This window comes from Pasteurella pantherarum (genome assembly GCF_049670885.1).
Taxonomy (GTDB): domain Bacteria; phylum Pseudomonadota; class Gammaproteobacteria; order Enterobacterales; family Pasteurellaceae; genus Pasteurella.
The window spans coordinates 740,698-758,190 of the sequence record NZ_CP187173.1; the positions used below are offsets into that span (position 1 = coordinate 740,698).

Here is a 17,493-nt window from a genome sequence, read left to right on the forward strand (position 1 = left end):
AATTAATTAGACAAAATAAAGAATTATGGGGAAATTTAGGAGTTTTACATGAATAAAGAAGATGCGATACTTTTTTTAAAAAATCATCAACCATTACCTGATGATAAAAATCTTACTACCGAAATAATAGAAGAATTTGATAAAATAAGGGAATTTTTTATATTGGAACCAGATGATGAGGTAATTAGCTTATTTTTAAATTCTTACGGAAATGGCGATGGCTGGGGAGTATATCCATTAGTTGAAGATGTTTTATTAAATTGCACTCGAGAAAATGTCATTTTAGAAATTAAAAAGATTTTAGAAGATAAAAACACTTCGGACAATATTAGATATTGGGTTACACAAAATGCTGAATTTTTTGTTGATAAAAGACTTGAAAAAGGATTAAAACTATCACTAACCTCAGAAAATAAAGATATCAGTGAAACAGCAAAATATATTCTAGATAATGAAACCATCTATTCCACTTCAATTTAATGAATAAAAAACCAACGTCACAGTGTGTTTAACGGCTGGCAACTCATCGCTCATCAAGACCGTTATCAGCAAAGCCAACAAACTCTAGACGGCATAAAACTGAATGGAAAGACGAAAAGTGGGCTTATGGGCTTGCCGTTAGATTTGGTTTACGCTCAATACAAAACCATTCACCCGCTAGACCCACAGCTTTTATTTGCAGGGCAATATTCTGATTCAGAAAGTGGGTTGGCGTATAACCGCTTTCGCTATTATGATCCAGAGAGTGGGAATTATATTTCAAGTTAAAAAAATACCAAAGAGAGCAGGGGGAATAAATGTTCACTCAAAATCACATTTAGAAATTCATACTCCTTGGGGACATGAAACAGTTGATTCATATAGAAATGTTGGATCTGATTTGGATGCTATCATTAAAGAGGTTGATTTATGGTAAAATTTAAATATTGGAGAAAAAATGGAAACAATCAAAATCATAAATTCTGAACAATATCAGAATTTAATTAGCTCTATACAAAAAAAACAAAGCTTAAAATTCTTAATGAGTATAAAGATGCCACTGCAAACCGTGACTGTCAGAAAATGAAATTAGCAAATTTATTAGCAGATGATGCATTAAATCTTCTTAAGAATGATGAGGCTACTTTTGTCAATTTTGCTTTAATGAAAATGCAGAAATTTGAAAATGTTAAAATTAATGAAGAATATCCTAGTAATGAGAAAACGGATGTTGAAGACGATAATGAAATAATCCTAGGTTATTCAAAAAGTTTTTTGCTTCTTTATTTGATTGAGTATTTTCTTCTTAAAACAAAGCCTTCTGAATTGGGATTTTATTTAAAAACAATTCGAGTTCCACAAGCGAAAAAATATGAAAAGGAACTAAAAGAAATTTATAGCAAAATTTTGTTATAAATTTTTTAATTTATGCTGTACATAGAAATATGAAAGTAATCTGGTAAATAAATCTAATTTAACAAGCGGTCACTTCCTCTGAATTTTGCACTTTTTTGGAATAAAGTGACTCCTTGTAGTCATTTACCAACAAGGGCACTAACTCAACCGCCGTAACGGCAACCATTACCGCTATGCCAAGGCAGGCAGATTAACCGAAAAGACAGAAATCCGAGACGGTTTTCGTAAACAGACCACCCACTTCCGTTGGAATGCCAATAATCAGTTGACAGGCATGACCAATGGCAAGGGGGAGGTGTAATATTATATAGTGGAACAAACACCAGCTAATATTGCTAAATATTCATGCTCAAATATCTGGTTTTTATTCTTCTAAAACTCCATTTACTCAAGGTAAAACAGTTAGACAATGGTTATCATCTAGAACGTTTTCTGAATAATTTCAATTTGGAACAAAACAACTCCAAAGATTAGGATGGAAAATTTAATGAAAAAAAATAAATTAGATAATATGCTTGAGTCATTTATCTATAATTGCAATGTATATGGTAATGCTATTTTAGATGGCGATTTTACAAAAGCTAATAAAGCATATAAGAAAATTATAACTGCAAAAGATTATATTCTTTCTCAAGAAAGATTAGAGCTATTAGCACCTAATTTAAATTCCGATTCTATATCTATAAAAATATGGGCAGCAAGATACCTTCTCTTTATTTCCACTTTTTCTAAACAATCTGAAGATATTCTTCAGTCACTAAGTAATAGTGAAAGCAATCTTTTGGGCACAATAGCAGAACAAACATTAAAAGAATGGAGAAACGGTAGACTAACATTAGAATATTAATTTATGTCAGTACCAATATCAAAGTAGTTATGCTATCTGGCAACCAAACGGACAAATGTGACGAATCTTTTGGATTTACAAAGACCATTTCACGGAAATCATCCGCCCTACAATGAATTTTTGAGAGAACAATTAACAAGACTTAGGGATACAAATAGTTTTACATTAGAGAATATAAGAAATCCACAAACAGAACTGAAAAATAAAATAGCACAAGCACAAAAAAGCGGAAAAAATTTAAATGTCTATTTTGATGATCTTATTAAAAATGGAGTAAAAAAATGCACTTTATAACAATACAATCAGTATATGACAAAGAAATAACGGGTGTATCGTCTCATTATCAACTTGAGATTAAGAAAAAGTCTTTTGAAACCCCAAAAGATGAAAAGGTTTTTAATGATTTCTTCAAAAAAACTCAAAAGAGTTTCAAAGGAATGTTATGGACTATTTTATACAATTTAACCAAAAAGATTTATCTGGTTCAATTACGTTATTTCCTACAGGGAAAAAATTAAAAAAAATCGATTTTTCCGTGTTAGTTCTAATTTAATGGGAGTTTGGGTAGTGATATCTCAAAAGGTTATGGATATTTTTTCAAAATATCATTTACCTCCAATAAATAAAATAGAAATAAAAATAGAAGGATTTACTGATAGATACTACTTCATTGGCTTCCCTATAATGCCGATAGAGTGTATAGATTATAATTCTTCAAAATTCATAAATATACAAAGTGGTAAAGTTATTGTATACAAGACCTTTGAAGGTTATAAAAATAGAGAAAATATTTTTGATATTTTTCCCAAAGAAATATATCTATCAGAAGAATATAAATATGACGTACTAAATTTAGCAGGAGTATATGAAATTAGTCTTAGTCCTCAAATGTTAGAAGATTTAAGGAAAGAAAATTGTCTTGGATTTAATGAAATATCTCCAAGTCAAACGCTCATAATTTCTCCATAATAGCAAGCCATAGAGCGAATGCTCGTTTGTTGTCAAACTGTTTGTTTTTTTGTTCTTTAAAACTCTAATAACACGTGGTTATGCTAGCGGTCAGGTTTCTCCGAACATTTGTAAAATTTTTAGAAAATCCACCGCACTTATGATGAAGCCCAAACCCTGACACATACCTTATTCATTAAAGACGAGCAAGGGCAACTTACCCCCCTGATGCGGCTCGTTTATAACGAGTGGCTTACTCTTTTTCTTCACAACAAGCAGTCACTTCCTCTTTATAGTTTGGCTTATGGCAACAGCAAACTAGCTATGCCATCTGCCAACTAAACGGACAAGTGCTCGCCCTGCTCAATCCACAAAGCAAAAAAGTTTGGGTGAAAGAAAAAAGCCCGCTTTGCTGTTCCGAAATGACTATCGCAAAACTAGCCCGCTAGACCCACAGCTTTTATTTGCAGGGCAATATACTGACCAAGAAAGTGGCTTAGCCTATAACCGCTTTCGGTATTATGACCCAGAGAGTGGGAATTATATTTCGAGTGACCCGATTGGGTTGAATGGTGGGGCAACTCCATATAATTATGTCAGCAACCCATGGATCTATATCGACCCTTATGGTTTAAAACCCAACCCCATCCTATTTAGTGAATGGATAAACAAAGGTGGCTCAGGCTATTCTAATTATATTAGTGATGTATACACAGGTATTACTAATAATTTTGATAGACGGGTTAGAGAGCATGCAGGGACTAAAGGAGATATTCAGAAGTTAAAAAACATGGGAGATTTAACACGAAATCAGGCAAGAAGCGTAGAGCAAGCAATTATTCATCATAGGGAATTGAATGGCATAAAAGGAAAAAATGCAATTAATAGCATCAGCCCTAAACGTGCAATTTATGATGATGCGATTGCTTGGGGAGAGGACTGGATTCGTAAAAATGATCCAAAATTAGCTCAACAATTAGGAATCAAGAAATGCTAAAGAAAATGACAACCTTACAATTTATAAAAAAATCCAGACCAAAATTAAAACAAGGTGATGTTTTTTATTATCTAATAAATAATAAATACTATTTGGGGACTGTATTGCTTACACAATTAGATAGAGATATTAAAGATAACACTGCGATAGTTGTATTACTTACAAACTATTCAATCGAAGATATTCATGACTTTTCTATTGAAAAATTACATAAAAAAATAGAAGAACTAAGTCTAATAGCCCCCCCAACTTTAATCAACAAAAAAGCTTGGAATTTAGGTTACTTTGTTAATTTAACAAACGTAAATTATCTTAATAAAGAAATTCTAAATTTATTACGATTTGAATGCTGGGATCATCTATGTGACTATCAATATAATCCTAGTTATAACATTCCAGAATTAAAATTATTTGGCAGTTCAGGAATATATGGATATGAAGGTATTGAATATATTATTCAAATAGGACTTGGATTGTTTTATGATAATAATGAGAAACCATATAAATACTATGAAGATAGTGATTTTAAAAAATATATAAAAAATAATAAATTACCTTACTGGTACTATAATGCGATTGGACAAACTGAAATTATCCCTTGATAATGCAAAGAAAAAAGCACGCCCCGATGTCGCTCGTTTATAACTAGTGGCTTACTTTTTTCTCCACAACAAGCGGTCACTTTCTCTTTAAATTTTGCACTTTTTGGGAATAAAGTGACCCCTTGTAGACGAACAAATACTCGCCTTGCTTAACCCACAAGACAAAAAAGTCTAGGCGAAAGAAAAAAGCACCATTTGGGGCTTACTGTTCCCGAATGACTATCGCAAAATCAGCCCGCTAGACCTACATTTTATTTGCAGGGCAATATACTGACTCAGAAAGTGGCTTAGCCTATAACCGCTTTCGGTATTATGAGCCTGAGAGTGGAAAATATATTTCGAGCGATCCGTTTGGGTTGGTTGGGTGTTCCGATGATGCAGCTAAGCTCGCAGAAAGTTTAGGGAAAAGACCTAAGAACCACGAAGCTCACCATATTGTTATGTCTAACTCCAACGATTGGAGAATGAAAGAATTAAGGGACATGATGGATAATTTCAATATTGATATAAATAGCAAAAATAATGGAATCTGGCTCCCGAAAACTTCCGCTGATAGATTACCTAACTCACTTAAAACAGCTCATAAAGGAAATGGCATCTATGGAAAAGCATACAAACAGTTTGTGTATGACAAATTGATTAGTTCTAAAAACCCAAAAGAATTTGAAGCTGGTTTAAAAGAAATTAAATCTTATTTAAGTTCTGGAAATGTTTTTCCATTATCCAATGGAAAGTTTCCTACATGCTAATAATAATGGAGTTCTCCTATGTCTAATAATGAAATTTATGAAAGCCTAAGAAATGATGCATACGCTTTTCTAGAACAATTTAAACTACCTGATATTTTAAGAAAATTCAAAGAAACACAGTTTAGTAATAATGTACTCTATCATTCAAAAAGATTAGCGTATAACTATTCTCCGTTCTATTGTGAGCATACAGGATATTCGTTAGATCACTTAATCTCAGGAATGCCGAAATCTATAAAAAATAAATATATATATTATGGAGACAGAAATATAGAGAAAATAGAACATTATGGAAAGCATGATAATTTATATAAAACAGATTTCATCATTATGAGTGATGATTTTTCAGAGGTTCTGTCGCTTGATAATTTTGATGACTTTATTAGATATATAAAAATTATATATAAAAATCAAAAAGCCATAAGAGAGATAATGGTAAATGATGAAAACGACATATCCGTAACACGGTATTTTTATAAGGATAACAAAATAGTAAACTCTTTGTCTTTTTCCATTACTGAAAATTTGAGAGTGGAATTAGAGTGTGAAAATATCTATGAATATAAGAATAATGAAATAATTGCTATTCATACTCAAGATGGAGAATATATATATCGAAAAGATTAATAGCCAATTTAGTTTGTTATTTGTTCTTTAAAAAGTAATAAAACACTGTATGTAACCAGTGAATTTTCGCACTTTTTTAGAATAAAGTGCCCCCTTGTAGTTTGGCTTATGGCAACAGCAAACTAGCTATGCTATCTGCCAACTAAACGGACAAGTGCTCGCCCTGCTCAATCCACAAGGCAAAAAAGTTTGGGTGAAAGAAAAGCCCCCTTTGGGGCTTGCTGTTCCCAAATGAGTACCGCAAAACTAGCCCGCTAGACCCACAGCTTTTATTTGCAGGGCAATATACTGACCAAGAAAGTGGCTTAGTCTATTATAACCGCTTCAGATACTATGACCCGATAGTGGTAATTATATCAGCTCAGATCCGATTGAGTTGAATGGTGGGGAAACGCCTTATCGTTATGTACATAATGTTTTAGATTTTCTTGAACCGTTTGGGTTGGCTGGGTGCTGGCAAAAATATGAACAACAAATTCAGGATTTATACAGAGGGAAAGCATCATTTAGTTCAAGAAAATATACTGCAATTGTGGATGGTAAAATAGCAAATGGCGTTTCAGATAATGTGGTTAATATAGAAGGTAAAAATATAGCTATTGAAGCCAAGTTTGTAGATAAATGGAGAAACTCTATTCGCAACCCTGCTAGTAAAATAGGTTCAAAACCATTTGCAATAAAAGAACAGGCTAAAGTTTTAGAACAGGCTAAGAAATACTCCAGTGCATTTCAAGAAACTATATACCATACTAACAGCAAAGAATTTGCAGAACATTATGGAAAAATTTTTAAAGATGCAGGTATTGATAATGTAATATTCCAAATAACACCATTTAGATAGGAGAAAATTATGAGAACCCAAATTCCTAGTACAGCCCCACTAGAAGAAGGAAGAGAATTTCGTTACATTGAATACAGTACAATAAAAAAATTTGAAAAAGAACTTTTTTATCAATTATTTAATTTAGAACAAAGGAATGCAACAAATGGAGGAGTAATAAGTGAAAATTGCGAAATAACCACAAAAAATGGAATTAAATTCTATGGAATATCTTATCGTGGAGATATTATTGGCTGGCGTAAAGACTTTGAACAAAGCGCGTCTAATTTAGAATTGAGGTATGCAAAAATAAATAACAATCAACTTATTGATTCTAAAGGGAATATATATCCTCTAGATGAGTGTCGTATTGAATTTTACTAGAGTCTTAGTCAGAAAGGTTAATAATCAAACGGACAAGTACTGGCTCTGCTTAACCCTAAAGGCAGACCTCTTTGGCTAAAAGAGAAACTTGGGTGGATTTGTTGGAGTTAAGATCATGTAAAAAGAATGCTGATATTTTAACGAGTTAATATCAATGATGTCGTTAATGGAATCACAATAGGACATCCTATTCTACATAATATTACCCATACTTGAGCCATTTTATGACATGGTAAATAAAAGATTAAACGATGTGGTTCGGTCTCTGCACAAATGTAGCTGCACAGTTAAGGAGTAAAAATGAATACTTTTGAGGATGCTCGTATAATAGTTCAAAAAATCAAAAAAGCTATTATATGCTCAGTAAAAGAGCTTTTTAAGCAACACCCAAATGAAAACTTTTACTACATTTCACTAATAACCTCTGGGGAAGCCTACTCCCCAATACTTTCGGCATGGTCTCATGAAGCTTTATCTCAACAGGCTAGCAGTGAAGAAGAAAAAATCCTGATTAAATGGTCGTATGCTGATTCGCCTTACACTATGTATAAAAATGATTTTTTCTATGAAGTTGAGGAAATCTTTAATCGAAGAGATAAAAATAATATAAGCGTAGAAGAGTTTAATTTTAGAATAAATGCTATGACAGAAGCTATGAAGGAAGCTGATATAGATGGGATATTTGGAGAAGGAAGTAAGCGATTAAGCTTACTTATTAATGTTGAAGTTATGCCTCCTGACAAAACAAATACAGAAAGAGCGATACAATTAAACCCTAAAAACTCTGAAATATTACCTATCTGGCTAGAGGAAGCTGGAGAGGAATAATATTACCTACCGAGTCTCTCATTTTGTCCCCGATGCCGCTCGTTTATAACGAGTGGCTTACTCTTTTTCTTCACAACAAACGGTCACTTTCTCTCTAAATTTTGCACTTTTTTAGAATAAAGTGATCCCATGTAGTTTCGCTTATGGCAATCAAACTATCTCCGCTTAATCCACAAGGCAAAAAAGTCTGGGCGAAAGAAAAATGCCCCCTTTGGGGTTTGCTGTTTCTGAATGATTATCCAATGTTTTCGATTTTTTTGAGCTGTTTGGATTGGCTGGGTGTACAGTGAAAATGAAATGTCGGTCATTATGATGAGCGAATAAAATTCGTGATAGGTCAAACTTAGCCAAAAATTACGATCTTGCAATAGCTCTATCGATCTTAGTTCACAAAGCAGGACATACCATATCCAAAGATGGCGTTGGTGCTGTTTCTAGAAGATTAAAAATTCAACTACTGGTGAGGCTCTCTTCAGCTAGAGAACATCTGCAAGAGATATTAAAGCATTAATGAAGGGATTATTCTGAAATGATAAAAGGATACAATAATTGAGGAAAAAATTATGCAAGACCAAATTATTAGCGAAGCAATCTACGATGAATTGATGACTTCTGTTTTGCAATATTATATTGACACACTAAGTAAAAAGTCGGAAATATCATCTGATCTATATGGAAGAATGAGAAATGTATTAGAGGAACTGAGTGATGAACAGAAGGATATTATTTTCGAGTTTATTCGCAATGCTATTATTGATACTGCTTCAACAATTTTAGGAACTATTGATGGCAATACATTTCCTAAAAATGTTGATGGAATTTATACTTTAAAATATGAAAATCAAGAAATACAAGGCTGTTTACAAGATTATTTTTTGGCTAAAGCCGAAGATGCAATAAGATCAAATTAATCCTTTTTTCCTCAGTATTACCTCATAGGACAAAAAAGTTTGGGCGAAAGAAAAAAGCATCCTTTGGGGCTTGCTGGGGGCGAACAGCCTTATTCATATACTCATAACCCTATTGAGTGGTGGACCCGCTCGGGTTGGCACAGGGACTACAGTAAATAAAACTGTCGTAATTATGCCAAATCATTAGGTTTACCTACGGATGATGCAAGACATATTTTGGCTAAAATTTTAGGCCGTCAAGGCGGAAAAGGAAATGTGTTTCCTCAATTAAAAGATGTAAATAGAGGATATTATAGAATTTTTGAGACACGAGTGAGAGATTTATTAGTGCAATATAAGCACTTAGATCTAATTGGAAATTTGGTTATACGACAGATGCAGCAAGATCAAGTGAAATTATATATGAGGTCTTCCATAATGGTACATTATTAGATGTCGCAAAATTCTTAAACGAATAAAGAGGTTAATATGAATGAGTTATCTGCTAAAGATGTGTTTTAGAGTTCATGAAACAGATGAAAGAATGGGAAGAGTTTACATATAAAGCACCTAATATAGAAAGCGAGAAAGAAAAAGCAAAAGAAACTCTAAAAAAAATTTTCTTGGAATTTTGCACCCTTAAAGACAGGAAATATGGAAAGCCAAATTTTTTTAGCACTAGCCCTATATCCAACTATGATATAAATACCCAACCTATATACAAAATTGTGGAAAATACAAAAAAAACAATTATATACACTAAATTAACAAATAAAGGATTTTGGAATTTAAGATATACTATTCTTTCCATAAATAATTCTTGGTTAATTGATAAAAAAGAAATCAGTTTTGATAATGGAGAAACTTGGAAAAGAGAAAACTTATAATATCCATTTAATATCATTCAGTTAAAATAAATAGTATCCACAATGTTTCTAGTTTGCAACGAGTGATAAAATTTATTCCAATTCGATAACAAGCGGTCAATTTCTGTTTTATTTTTGCAATTTGCAAATTTCTGAGCTTAATTAAGCGTTTGTTTTATTTACGGGATAATGGCGAGATGAAGGAAGTGGCTTAGCCTATAACCGCTTTCGGTATTATGACTCAAAGAGTGGGAATTATATTTCGGGTGAGGCGATTGGGTTGCAAGCTGTAAGAAATTGGGCTAGAAAACGGCTCCCAAATGGACAACTTGGACTCCCATTCTAAATGTTTAAGGAGAATAAAATGGATAATGAAAAAATATCAATTTGGGTTTCTGGAAATATTTCTTATGAAGAACAGCAATTACTTTTTGTACCCAATAACTCCAATGAAGTTAAATTTCTTAATGATTTTAAAATTTCTACTAATGAATTTTTTGACTATGATCACATAGCAATCTTATATGGTCAGTTTGAAGGAAAACCTACTCCTTTAAATAAGGCTAAGCGTATTGTTAAAGATTTTCTACAGATTTCAGATGGCTGTTGGGATGAAATAGAAAAGAAATTAAAAGAGCATAAGATCAAAAAAATTAATTACTTATTAGCCGTTCCTGATTTTGAATATTCCTCAAAAATCACAAAATCAGATAAATTAATTTTTGTTGGTAATTTTCAATATGCTCAAGATTTTAGCTCAATATTGGAATTCTTACCTGAACATCTTAGAAGTAAATTGGAATAACGCTAGATGGCACGAGTACCAAAAACAAAAATGCAATATTCCCCGATGCCGCTCGTTTATAACGAGTGGCTTACTCTTTTTCTTCACAACAAACGGTCACTTTCTCTCTAAATTTTGCACTTTTTGGAATTAAGTGGCCCCTTGTAGTTTGGCTTATGGCAATCAAACTATCTCCGCTTAATCAACAAGGCAAAAAAGTCTGGGCGAAAGAAAAAAGCCCCCTTTGCTGTTCCGAAATGACTATCGCAAAACTAGCCTGCTAGACCCACAGCTTTTATTTGCAGGGCAATATACTGACCAAGAAAGTGGCTTAGTCTATTATAACCGCTTCAGATACTATGACCCGATAGTGGTAATTATATCAGCTCAGATCCGATTGAGTTGAATGGTGGGGAAACGCCTTATCGTTATGTACATAATGTTTTAGATTTTCTTGAACCGTTTGGTCTTGCTTCTTGTCGTAGAAAATATATGGGGAATACTCCAAGTAAAAATAGCCGAACTGGTCGAGAAGTTATTGAAAGATAGTCAAGGTGCATGGCAGCTATTAAAAGATGCCGATATGTCACACAAAATAGATGCCGTCAAATGGCGGAAAACTTCAGGATAGATATTTACCATCTTTAAAATAAGCAACCGTAGGAGAAGAAAAATGTTACTTACTCATGAACAAATTGAAAATAGTGTTCAACAAATGGAGGAATTTGATTCCCCTGATGATAATGAATATATTTTATTCTTAAAGAATTTATGGGATTCTTTACCTAAACCAAAACATCAGCAACCTGAACAGATCCCAAATTGGATTATTGATTGTCTATTTGAAACTTATTTTAAGATGGGATGCTAAAGAATGGGCTTTAAAAGGTTTAAATAATGACACCGCTCAAGAAGGTTCTTATGAATATTTTCAAGTGGGGCGAGTTTGTTATGAACTAGAAGAATATGATGAAGCTATGAAATATTTCGATATAGCTTATCAACGAGGAAAAAAACGCGCTTTCAAAGAGTTTGATAAAAAATATTGGGAATTCTATTCTAAAAATAAAAAATAATTCATATTGTCGCTTGTTTTTAATGAGCGGTTGAATTCGTTTTTAATATCAATAAGCGGTCACTTTCTCTTTAAAATTTGCACTTTTTTAGAATAAAGTGACCCCTTGTCGTCTAGTAAGCCCAATTCGAACACAGGTTACCGCTACGACAACGCTGGCAGATTAACCGAAAACCGAAATCCGAGATGGCTTTCGCAAACAAACCACCTACTTCCGTTGGAATGCGAATAATCAACTAACAGGCATTGCTAACAGCAAAGGGGAGGTGTGATATTATATAGTGGAACAAACCCCAGTTAATATTGCCAAGTTTGAAGTGAATAAAATCCATAAGATAAATAATTTGATTAAACTTCCTCACTGGAAAGGAATTGTTCATGCTCAAATATCTTGTTTTTATTCTTCAATACAAATGTTTAAAAATGGGAAAAGGATTAAGGTTGGCTAAGTAATCAAAATTTCGATAGGAAATTTAATTCTAGTTTAGAAAAACTAAAAGATTATGATTGGAAATTTTTTGAAAAGGATTATGTATGAAATTCAATAATATAGAACAGGCAATTGTAACTTTTAAAGAAAATGCAGAACTTCACGGCAAAGCAACTCTAACTGGGGAGTATAAGATTGTTAATAAAAGTTATAAAGAAATAAAAAAAGCAAAGGACTTTCTTCTTTCATTAAATAAATTAGATAGCTTAGAATGCTTATTAGATGATAGCTCAATTTCTGTTGTAAGTTGGGCTGCAAGCTATTTATTGTTTAGTGAGAAATATTCTAAACTTAGCCAAAAAAAACTTGAAGAAATAAGTTCTAACTCTGGAATTTTGGCATCAGATACAAGGCAAATACTGGAAGAATGGAGTTTAGGTAATTTAACTTTAGAAAATTGAAAAGAATATATCCTTTACTAGAAACTATCAATAATGATTTGTTTCTTCTTTCACTTTTGTGAGCTGTAAAATGTTATTCGGAAGTGAATGCTTGTTTCATTTCTAAGAACTTTTTCAAAATCTACCGCACTTAGCCCCTCATCCAGCAAACTTAGCCACCATACTATTATTTTATTAGACTATCACCAACGGCACAATCGGACTTAATGGTACTGAACTTATCGGTATGTCTAAAACCCGATGGGGTTGGGGGGGGTTGGGGGGGGATTGGGAATGGTGAGGCGTTTGGTATTGCCCGTATGGAAATTCTACATAAAAATGATGGGTTATCAGTAAAATCTATTACACTTAAGTGGGTGAAGAGGCTAAGAAATGAAGCCATAAAAGTTGTTAAAATAAATAATATTATTTCTTGTAGAGGATAGCATGATGAATATAGAGTATTATTGCGATATCTTGAATATGCACCCAATTTTCAAGGGCGTATAGGCGGAAATATTCCAGAATTATTAATATCTTTGGTAAGTGATAATCTTTATTTTTATGCCACTTTTGAACATCCCAATAAAAAAGGAATTATGTTCTCTATTTTTACACCTAAAGATTTTGGAATTATGAATGATAATAATATTTATCCTAATTGTTCTGTAAAAGTTATACAGCATAAGTTTAGCAAGGCTAGTGATAAAGATGACTTTACAAATCCCAATATTCGAGAAATGTCTATAAGCGCTTATAAAAAATTGGAAGAAGACTATTATTCCATTAGAGAAGAAAACCAGAAAAACTTTGATCTACTAGGGGATGATTTTGAAGAATTAGAAGAGCCTGAATATTCAATAGTGATAGGAAGAAGACCAATATTAATTCAAGATGATGATATTTATACAAAAGATCTTGATAAAGATGGATATGAATTTTTTATGCAAATTGACGAAGCGGGGATGCCTGAAAAATTAATCAAAAAAAAATTATGTTTTTGGGTATAGTGCATTATATTTATATACAAAGGAAAATACTGAAAACGAAGAAATCATTGCGGGCTTTTGGCAGAGTTAGTTATATTAATCTAGCCTAATATAGCAGCAAGAAAATTAGAGCCATTTTAAGACAATAACTCAGAAAAGTAATTTTTAATCACTTTTAAGGATAGTTATGGGTATTGAAAATGCTAAAAAATTATTACTAGAATTTATGCAAGAAATGTATGAGTGGGAAAAAAAGGCTACTAAAAATTTGAGAAGCCTTGATTATGAAAATACATTAAGATTAGAATTAGCTTTAATATTTAGTCAATATTGTACGCCTAAAAAAATAAGAGAACGCGAGAAGTATCACTTTCCGTTCGTTTCCCATTTGAATATAAACCAGAAACACACCCGATTATTGATATAAAACAAGAAAATAAGTATTTATTTTTTATGTTGAGGAAACTAGGACAGGAATAAAAACACAATATAGGTATAGATTGATATATAAGAATGAAAAGTGGTGGATAGATAAGAAGGAATGGTTTACCCAGTCCAAATGGGATAATTGCCCGTTTTAATGGTTTTAATGACTGGCAATCTTGATAGCGTTATCTAACAAAACTATCTTAAGTTTTATCGTTTGTTCTTCCTCAATATCACTGATTTATCACAAACGGTCATTTTCTCTTTAATTTTTGTATAGCACAAATACAGAATTTTTATGAAAACTGACCGCTTTTTATGAGTAATGCATTTTTTCCACAACGGGTAAAATCCTACTGATTTTTTGCACTTTTGGGAATAACCAGCTCCCTTGTAGTGCCGATTAGGGCAACAGTAAACCAGCTATGCCATCTGTCAGCCAAAGGGTAAGTGCTCGTCTTGCTCAATCCATAAGGCAAAAAAGTTTGGCGAAAGAAAAAAATACCTGGAAGAATAAATCAAGTTTTACCATAAAATCATAAATGGAGAAAAATATGTCGTCACTAATCCCTAAAGATATAAAACAAGAAATATTGTCTTTACTATGGTTCGTTAATGCAGGCAAACATCATCTTATAAATAGTGAAATCACTTATGTTTCTGACAAGAAAAATGTTACTAGGTTAATATCATCCATTGACTGGGAAAACATATCTTTAGAAGCAAGTAACGATATGTATGCCCATTTATATAAAAAGAATTTACATAGAGAATTGGATATTTGGGAGGAAATTGTCACTGAAGCTAGACAATTTATTTCTCACGAACTATTGCCAATTATTCCTGAAATTGAAGGAATTGATATAAATTATATAAATGATGATGTTAGTTGGAATATTATGCATTTTATTCTTGAAAGGCATTTTAAAAAGCAACTACCTAGACATTATTCATTCTTTACTAGAGTTTTTGATATTTATAAAAGTGGATATTTAGTATGCGGCTTGCAAGGTCAATACCCTGAAGGAAATTTATTAGTATATTAACCTCTCTTAGCAGGAGGCATCTGTTGCAAGGTAAGCATCACTATGCTCCTTCTAATCCAAGCTCGGGAAAATATGATTTTTCTGGAGCTTTTGTAAGAAGGGGAAAAATATTCCATAAAATTTTAAATAAACTATAGGATTCAAAATGAAAAATATTAGATTTAAAGAAGGAGATCTATTTTTTTATAGATGACATAAAACTAGGAAAAAACATTCTGAGTTTTGAAAAGCAACATAGAATAGGAAAATTAATTTACATATCTTCTTTATTTAAAGATATGATAGGATTCATTCCCTCAGAAAATATTTTTTGCACTATTCCAAATGATCTAACTGAAGTTAAATTTCTTAATAATGTTATTTACACGGCAAATTCGGAGTTAAAAAATGGCAATTGGAAAATTATAGGATACCAAATCATAACAGATGACGAAATTATTCTGACAAAACGTAGAGTAGCAAATGCCATCATGATAAAAGATGATGAAATTAGAATTTTCATAGAAGATGATTATACAAAATATAAAAATCAAGGAATAGCAGGATTAGGTGCTGTGCATTATCTATTAATGAATCTTTAATTTTGTTTCATTGCTAAAACTTTTTTAAAACCTACCGCACTTAACCCTATTATTCGTAAGCTTCGCTAAGAGCAAACCAAGCTATGCGATACTCAGTTAGGGTTGAAACGATCCGAACGGACTTAATGCTAGGGAAATAGCCTTATCGTTATGTACATCATATTTCGATTCTCTTGAAGCGTTTGGATTGGGTAGTTGTAATATAGCTAATAATATTCATACAAGCACTCCAGTAAGGCATGAAACACGTTGATGAAATAGTTAACTCGCAAGGAGAATTTGAAAGAGTAGTGTCTGAAAAACTACCAGATGGAAGATGAATAATCTTAAAGCAAGATTGGACTTTTAAGGGTTTTATTGACTAACAGGACAAGCAATGGATATTTTAGAAATAACATTTGATGAAATAGAAAGATCGAATTTGAAAAATATTATCAGCATGATAAGTCATTTTAATGCAGAAAGTATAGAATTATCATCTAGCAATGAAAATATTGAATATATTTTAAACGAAACCAATCATGAAAATGGAGCTATTTATTTTAAGCTAAATAATGCAAATGTTTTTGATGTCACTTTAAAAGAATTTTTTATAAATCTAATAGTTTATAAAAGAGAAATTGAAATAAACATGGATTTTAATTGTAATGACATGTTTAAAATAGATTTAAATATAATAAAAAAAGCTATTATTGAATGGAATAAAATAATATTAGCGAAGAACTATTATTGTGGTTATGAACCCGCTACTGATAGATGTACTCAGTTTTTTTCTAATATTCATACAGGTCCATTAAAATGGTCATAAATGCTCTTTTTTAAATCTTTGTATCCCTAAATAGAGAAAAATCGCTTTACCCTAAAAAAGATAAAATCGTTCGTGAGCGACCCCAAAATAAAAAAGTATTGTGTTAAAAGTAGATCGAACGTTTAATATCTAGAACTCAACAGGCGTTAGCAAGAGATATAACTCTTATGATTGGAGGTAAATTAGGTCGTGTTGAATAGTTATTTACAAGGAGCCCAGTAACGGGGAAAATAGGTCTTACAGCAACTTTAGAGAATAAATTAAACAAATTTCTTATATCTATAATATACAGGTGATTAAATGAATGATGTAAAAAAACATTTATTGCAAGAAGGTTATATACAAATAAATAAAACTAATAACTTTTATAAATTAAATCATGATTTTTATATAGTTGTTTACCTTCAACGAAAATTAGATGGAAGTTTGTATTTTTTTAATGTCGGTATTCATCCAAGATTTCTAGTGAATACTAAAACTGAAGTTTTTGAAGAAGTTGATTGTGCTTTAAGAACTAGAATTGGAACATTGAGCACTGTTGAAATTGAACACAAAGAAGAGATAAAAAAATTAATACGCGATCTAAAACAATTTTCCAATTACTATTCAGATTACAACGCTATTTTTAATATTCATAATCCTTATGATTTAACTCAGCAACATAAAATATTAAATATATTTTCAATAACACAAGTAAATTTATGTAGATTATATGTTGAGTATTATGATTTTTTAAATAATACAGCAATGGCATTGAGCTTTGCAAAGTATGGATTATCGATTGCACCTAAATTTGCAGTAATCCCTAAAAAATTTTTTAAAGAGTATATTAAAAAAAAGGGATGAAATTGAATATCTTACCCCATTAAAACAAGGAAATATTTTATGCTATTAACAAAAAAGAAATCAATTCGATCGTAAAACAAATTGAAAAAGCTATAAAAATTAATATAAAAGGCCA

General features: G+C 31.8%; 26 protein-coding genes. All 26 read left to right on the top strand.

The window, feature by feature from the left end:
- Nucleotides 1–48: 48 nt before the first annotated feature.
- The 26 genes from ACPEEM_RS03500 (at nt 49) to ACPEEM_RS03625 (ending at nt 17,378) form a co-directional block, all read left to right on the top strand.
- Nucleotides 49–480, top strand: coding sequence for a hypothetical protein (locus ACPEEM_RS03500; protein ID WP_424403078.1), 432 nt, complete (start codon nt 49–51; stop codon nt 478–480).
- A gap of 24 nt (nt 481–504) precedes the next feature.
- The gene (locus tag ACPEEM_RS03505) at nt 505–768 is read left to right on the top strand and encodes an RHS repeat-associated core domain-containing protein (protein ID WP_424407752.1); all 264 of its coding nucleotides are present in this window, start codon (nt 505–507) and stop codon (nt 766–768) included.
- 294 nt (nt 769–1,062) lie between these two features.
- Nucleotides 1,063–1,395: a hypothetical protein gene (locus ACPEEM_RS03510; protein WP_424405771.1), complete on the top strand. Its 333-nt coding sequence runs from the start codon at nt 1,063–1,065 to the stop codon at nt 1,393–1,395.
- Between the two features lie 487 nt (nt 1,396–1,882).
- The gene (locus ACPEEM_RS03515; protein WP_424403083.1) at nt 1,883–2,242 is read left to right on the top strand and encodes a hypothetical protein; all 360 of its coding nucleotides are present in this window, start codon (nt 1,883–1,885) and stop codon (nt 2,240–2,242) included.
- 69 nt (nt 2,243–2,311) lie between these two features.
- Nucleotides 2,312–2,536 (top strand): hypothetical protein, encoded by a 225-nt coding sequence (locus ACPEEM_RS03520; RefSeq protein ID WP_424407754.1) that lies wholly within the window; start codon nt 2,312–2,314, stop codon nt 2,534–2,536.
- Between the two features lie 291 nt (nt 2,537–2,827).
- Nucleotides 2,828–3,211: a hypothetical protein gene (locus ACPEEM_RS03525; RefSeq protein WP_424407756.1), complete on the top strand. Its 384-nt coding sequence runs from the start codon at nt 2,828–2,830 to the stop codon at nt 3,209–3,211.
- A 364-nt stretch (nt 3,212–3,575) separates the two neighbouring features.
- Nucleotides 3,576–4,187 carry an RHS repeat domain-containing protein gene (locus ACPEEM_RS03530; protein WP_424407758.1) on the top strand — a complete coding sequence of 204 codons (612 nt, stop codon included), beginning with the start codon at nt 3,576–3,578 and terminating at the stop codon, nt 4,185–4,187.
- Nucleotides 4,181–4,789, top strand: a complete 609-nt coding sequence (locus ACPEEM_RS03535; protein ID WP_424407760.1) for a hypothetical protein — start codon at nt 4,181–4,183, stop codon at nt 4,787–4,789. Before ACPEEM_RS03530 ends, ACPEEM_RS03535 begins: the two co-directional genes overlap by 7 nt.
- A gap of 248 nt (nt 4,790–5,037) precedes the next feature.
- Nucleotides 5,038–5,538, top strand: a complete 501-nt coding sequence (locus tag ACPEEM_RS03540) for an RHS repeat-associated core domain-containing protein (protein WP_424408209.1) — start codon at nt 5,038–5,040, stop codon at nt 5,536–5,538.
- Nucleotides 5,539–5,556: 18 nt separating this feature from the next.
- Nucleotides 5,557–6,165 carry a hypothetical protein gene (locus ACPEEM_RS03545; RefSeq protein ID WP_424407761.1) on the top strand — a complete coding sequence of 203 codons (609 nt, stop codon included), beginning with the start codon at nt 5,557–5,559 and terminating at the stop codon, nt 6,163–6,165.
- Nucleotides 6,166–6,541: 376 nt separating this feature from the next.
- Nucleotides 6,542–7,006, top strand: coding sequence for a hypothetical protein (locus ACPEEM_RS03550; protein WP_424407763.1), 465 nt, complete (start codon nt 6,542–6,544; stop codon nt 7,004–7,006).
- Nucleotides 7,007–7,015: 9 nt separating this feature from the next.
- Nucleotides 7,016–7,369 (top strand): hypothetical protein, encoded by a 354-nt coding sequence (locus ACPEEM_RS03555; protein WP_424407765.1) that lies wholly within the window; start codon nt 7,016–7,018, stop codon nt 7,367–7,369.
- A 300-nt stretch (nt 7,370–7,669) separates the two neighbouring features.
- On the top strand, nt 7,670–8,197 hold the full coding sequence (locus ACPEEM_RS03560; RefSeq protein ID WP_424405785.1) for a DUF4303 domain-containing protein: 528 nt from the start codon (nt 7,670–7,672) through the stop codon (nt 8,195–8,197).
- 563 nt (nt 8,198–8,760) lie between these two features.
- Nucleotides 8,761–9,108: a hypothetical protein gene (locus tag ACPEEM_RS03565; RefSeq protein WP_424403098.1), complete on the top strand. Its 348-nt coding sequence runs from the start codon at nt 8,761–8,763 to the stop codon at nt 9,106–9,108.
- Nucleotides 9,109–9,614: 506 nt separating this feature from the next.
- On the top strand, nt 9,615–9,974 hold the full coding sequence (locus ACPEEM_RS03570; protein WP_424407767.1) for an NTF2 fold immunity protein: 360 nt from the start codon (nt 9,615–9,617) through the stop codon (nt 9,972–9,974).
- Between the two features lie 343 nt (nt 9,975–10,317).
- A complete protein-coding gene (locus ACPEEM_RS03575; RefSeq protein ID WP_424407769.1) occupies nt 10,318–10,758 on the top strand; it encodes a hypothetical protein in 441 nt (146 codons plus the stop codon).
- A gap of 652 nt (nt 10,759–11,410) precedes the next feature.
- Nucleotides 11,411–11,608 carry a hypothetical protein gene (locus ACPEEM_RS03580; RefSeq protein WP_424407771.1) on the top strand — a complete coding sequence of 66 codons (198 nt, stop codon included), beginning with the start codon at nt 11,411–11,413 and terminating at the stop codon, nt 11,606–11,608.
- The gene (locus tag ACPEEM_RS03585; protein WP_424407773.1) at nt 11,580–11,813 is read left to right on the top strand and encodes a hypothetical protein; all 234 of its coding nucleotides are present in this window, start codon (nt 11,580–11,582) and stop codon (nt 11,811–11,813) included. The genes ACPEEM_RS03580 and ACPEEM_RS03585 overlap by 29 nt, the downstream gene beginning before the upstream one ends.
- Nucleotides 11,814–12,346: 533 nt before the next feature.
- Complete coding sequence (locus ACPEEM_RS03590) at nt 12,347–12,703, top strand: hypothetical protein (protein WP_424407775.1); 357 nt, start codon at nt 12,347–12,349, stop codon at nt 12,701–12,703.
- Between the two features lie 446 nt (nt 12,704–13,149).
- The gene (locus ACPEEM_RS03595; RefSeq protein ID WP_424407777.1) at nt 13,150–13,692 is read left to right on the top strand and encodes a hypothetical protein; all 543 of its coding nucleotides are present in this window, start codon (nt 13,150–13,152) and stop codon (nt 13,690–13,692) included.
- Nucleotides 13,693–13,858: 166 nt separating this feature from the next.
- On the top strand, nt 13,859–14,098 hold the full coding sequence (locus ACPEEM_RS03600) for an NTF2 fold immunity protein (RefSeq protein WP_424407779.1): 240 nt from the start codon (nt 13,859–13,861) through the stop codon (nt 14,096–14,098).
- A 19-nt stretch (nt 14,099–14,117) separates the two neighbouring features.
- A complete protein-coding gene (locus tag ACPEEM_RS03605) occupies nt 14,118–14,252 on the top strand; it encodes an NTF2 fold immunity protein (protein ID WP_424408211.1) in 135 nt (44 codons plus the stop codon).
- Between the two features lie 399 nt (nt 14,253–14,651).
- Entirely contained in the window at nt 14,652–15,143 is a 492-nt protein-coding gene (locus tag ACPEEM_RS03610; protein ID WP_424407781.1) for a hypothetical protein, read from the top strand.
- 278 nt (nt 15,144–15,421) lie between these two features.
- Complete coding sequence (locus ACPEEM_RS03615; protein WP_424407783.1) at nt 15,422–15,724, top strand: hypothetical protein; 303 nt, start codon at nt 15,422–15,424, stop codon at nt 15,722–15,724.
- A gap of 376 nt (nt 15,725–16,100) precedes the next feature.
- Nucleotides 16,101–16,532, top strand: a complete 432-nt coding sequence (locus ACPEEM_RS03620) for a hypothetical protein (RefSeq protein WP_424403116.1) — start codon at nt 16,101–16,103, stop codon at nt 16,530–16,532.
- A gap of 300 nt (nt 16,533–16,832) precedes the next feature.
- Complete coding sequence (locus ACPEEM_RS03625; protein ID WP_424407785.1) at nt 16,833–17,378, top strand: DUF4304 domain-containing protein; 546 nt, start codon at nt 16,833–16,835, stop codon at nt 17,376–17,378.
- The last annotated feature ends 115 nt before the right edge of the window (nt 17,379–17,493 follow it).

Excerpts from the sequence above, each read along its gene's own strand:
- ACPEEM_RS03500 (WP_424403078.1), top strand. The coding sequence starts at position 49 with ATGAATAAAGAAGATGCGATACTTTTTTTAAAAAATCATCAACCATTA.
- ACPEEM_RS03510 (WP_424405771.1), top strand. The coding sequence starts at position 1,063 with ATGAAATTAGCAAATTTATTAGCAGATGATGCATTAAATCTTCTTAAG.
- ACPEEM_RS03515 (WP_424403083.1), top strand. The coding sequence starts at position 1,883 with ATGAAAAAAAATAAATTAGATAATATGCTTGAGTCATTTATCTATAAT.
- ACPEEM_RS03525 (WP_424407756.1), top strand. The coding sequence starts at position 2,828 with ATGGATATTTTTTCAAAATATCATTTACCTCCAATAAATAAAATAGAA.
- ACPEEM_RS03535 (WP_424407760.1), top strand. The coding sequence starts at position 4,181 with ATGCTAAAGAAAATGACAACCTTACAATTTATAAAAAAATCCAGACCA.
- ACPEEM_RS03545 (WP_424407761.1), top strand. The coding sequence starts at position 5,557 with ATGTCTAATAATGAAATTTATGAAAGCCTAAGAAATGATGCATACGCT.
- ACPEEM_RS03555 (WP_424407765.1), top strand. The coding sequence starts at position 7,016 with ATGAGAACCCAAATTCCTAGTACAGCCCCACTAGAAGAAGGAAGAGAA.
- ACPEEM_RS03560 (WP_424405785.1), top strand. The coding sequence starts at position 7,670 with ATGAATACTTTTGAGGATGCTCGTATAATAGTTCAAAAAATCAAAAAA.
- ACPEEM_RS03565 (WP_424403098.1), top strand. The coding sequence starts at position 8,761 with ATGCAAGACCAAATTATTAGCGAAGCAATCTACGATGAATTGATGACT.
- ACPEEM_RS03570 (WP_424407767.1), top strand. The coding sequence starts at position 9,615 with ATGAAACAGATGAAAGAATGGGAAGAGTTTACATATAAAGCACCTAAT.
- ACPEEM_RS03575 (WP_424407769.1), top strand. The coding sequence starts at position 10,318 with ATGGATAATGAAAAAATATCAATTTGGGTTTCTGGAAATATTTCTTAT.
- ACPEEM_RS03580 (WP_424407771.1), top strand. The coding sequence starts at position 11,411 with ATGTTACTTACTCATGAACAAATTGAAAATAGTGTTCAACAAATGGAG.
- ACPEEM_RS03590 (WP_424407775.1), top strand. The coding sequence starts at position 12,347 with ATGAAATTCAATAATATAGAACAGGCAATTGTAACTTTTAAAGAAAAT.
- ACPEEM_RS03600 (WP_424407779.1), top strand. The coding sequence starts at position 13,859 with ATGGGTATTGAAAATGCTAAAAAATTATTACTAGAATTTATGCAAGAA.
- ACPEEM_RS03610 (WP_424407781.1), top strand. The coding sequence starts at position 14,652 with ATGTCGTCACTAATCCCTAAAGATATAAAACAAGAAATATTGTCTTTA.
- ACPEEM_RS03615 (WP_424407783.1), top strand. The coding sequence starts at position 15,422 with ATGATAGGATTCATTCCCTCAGAAAATATTTTTTGCACTATTCCAAAT.
- ACPEEM_RS03620 (WP_424403116.1), top strand. The coding sequence starts at position 16,101 with ATGGATATTTTAGAAATAACATTTGATGAAATAGAAAGATCGAATTTG.
- ACPEEM_RS03625 (WP_424407785.1), top strand. The coding sequence starts at position 16,833 with ATGAATGATGTAAAAAAACATTTATTGCAAGAAGGTTATATACAAATA.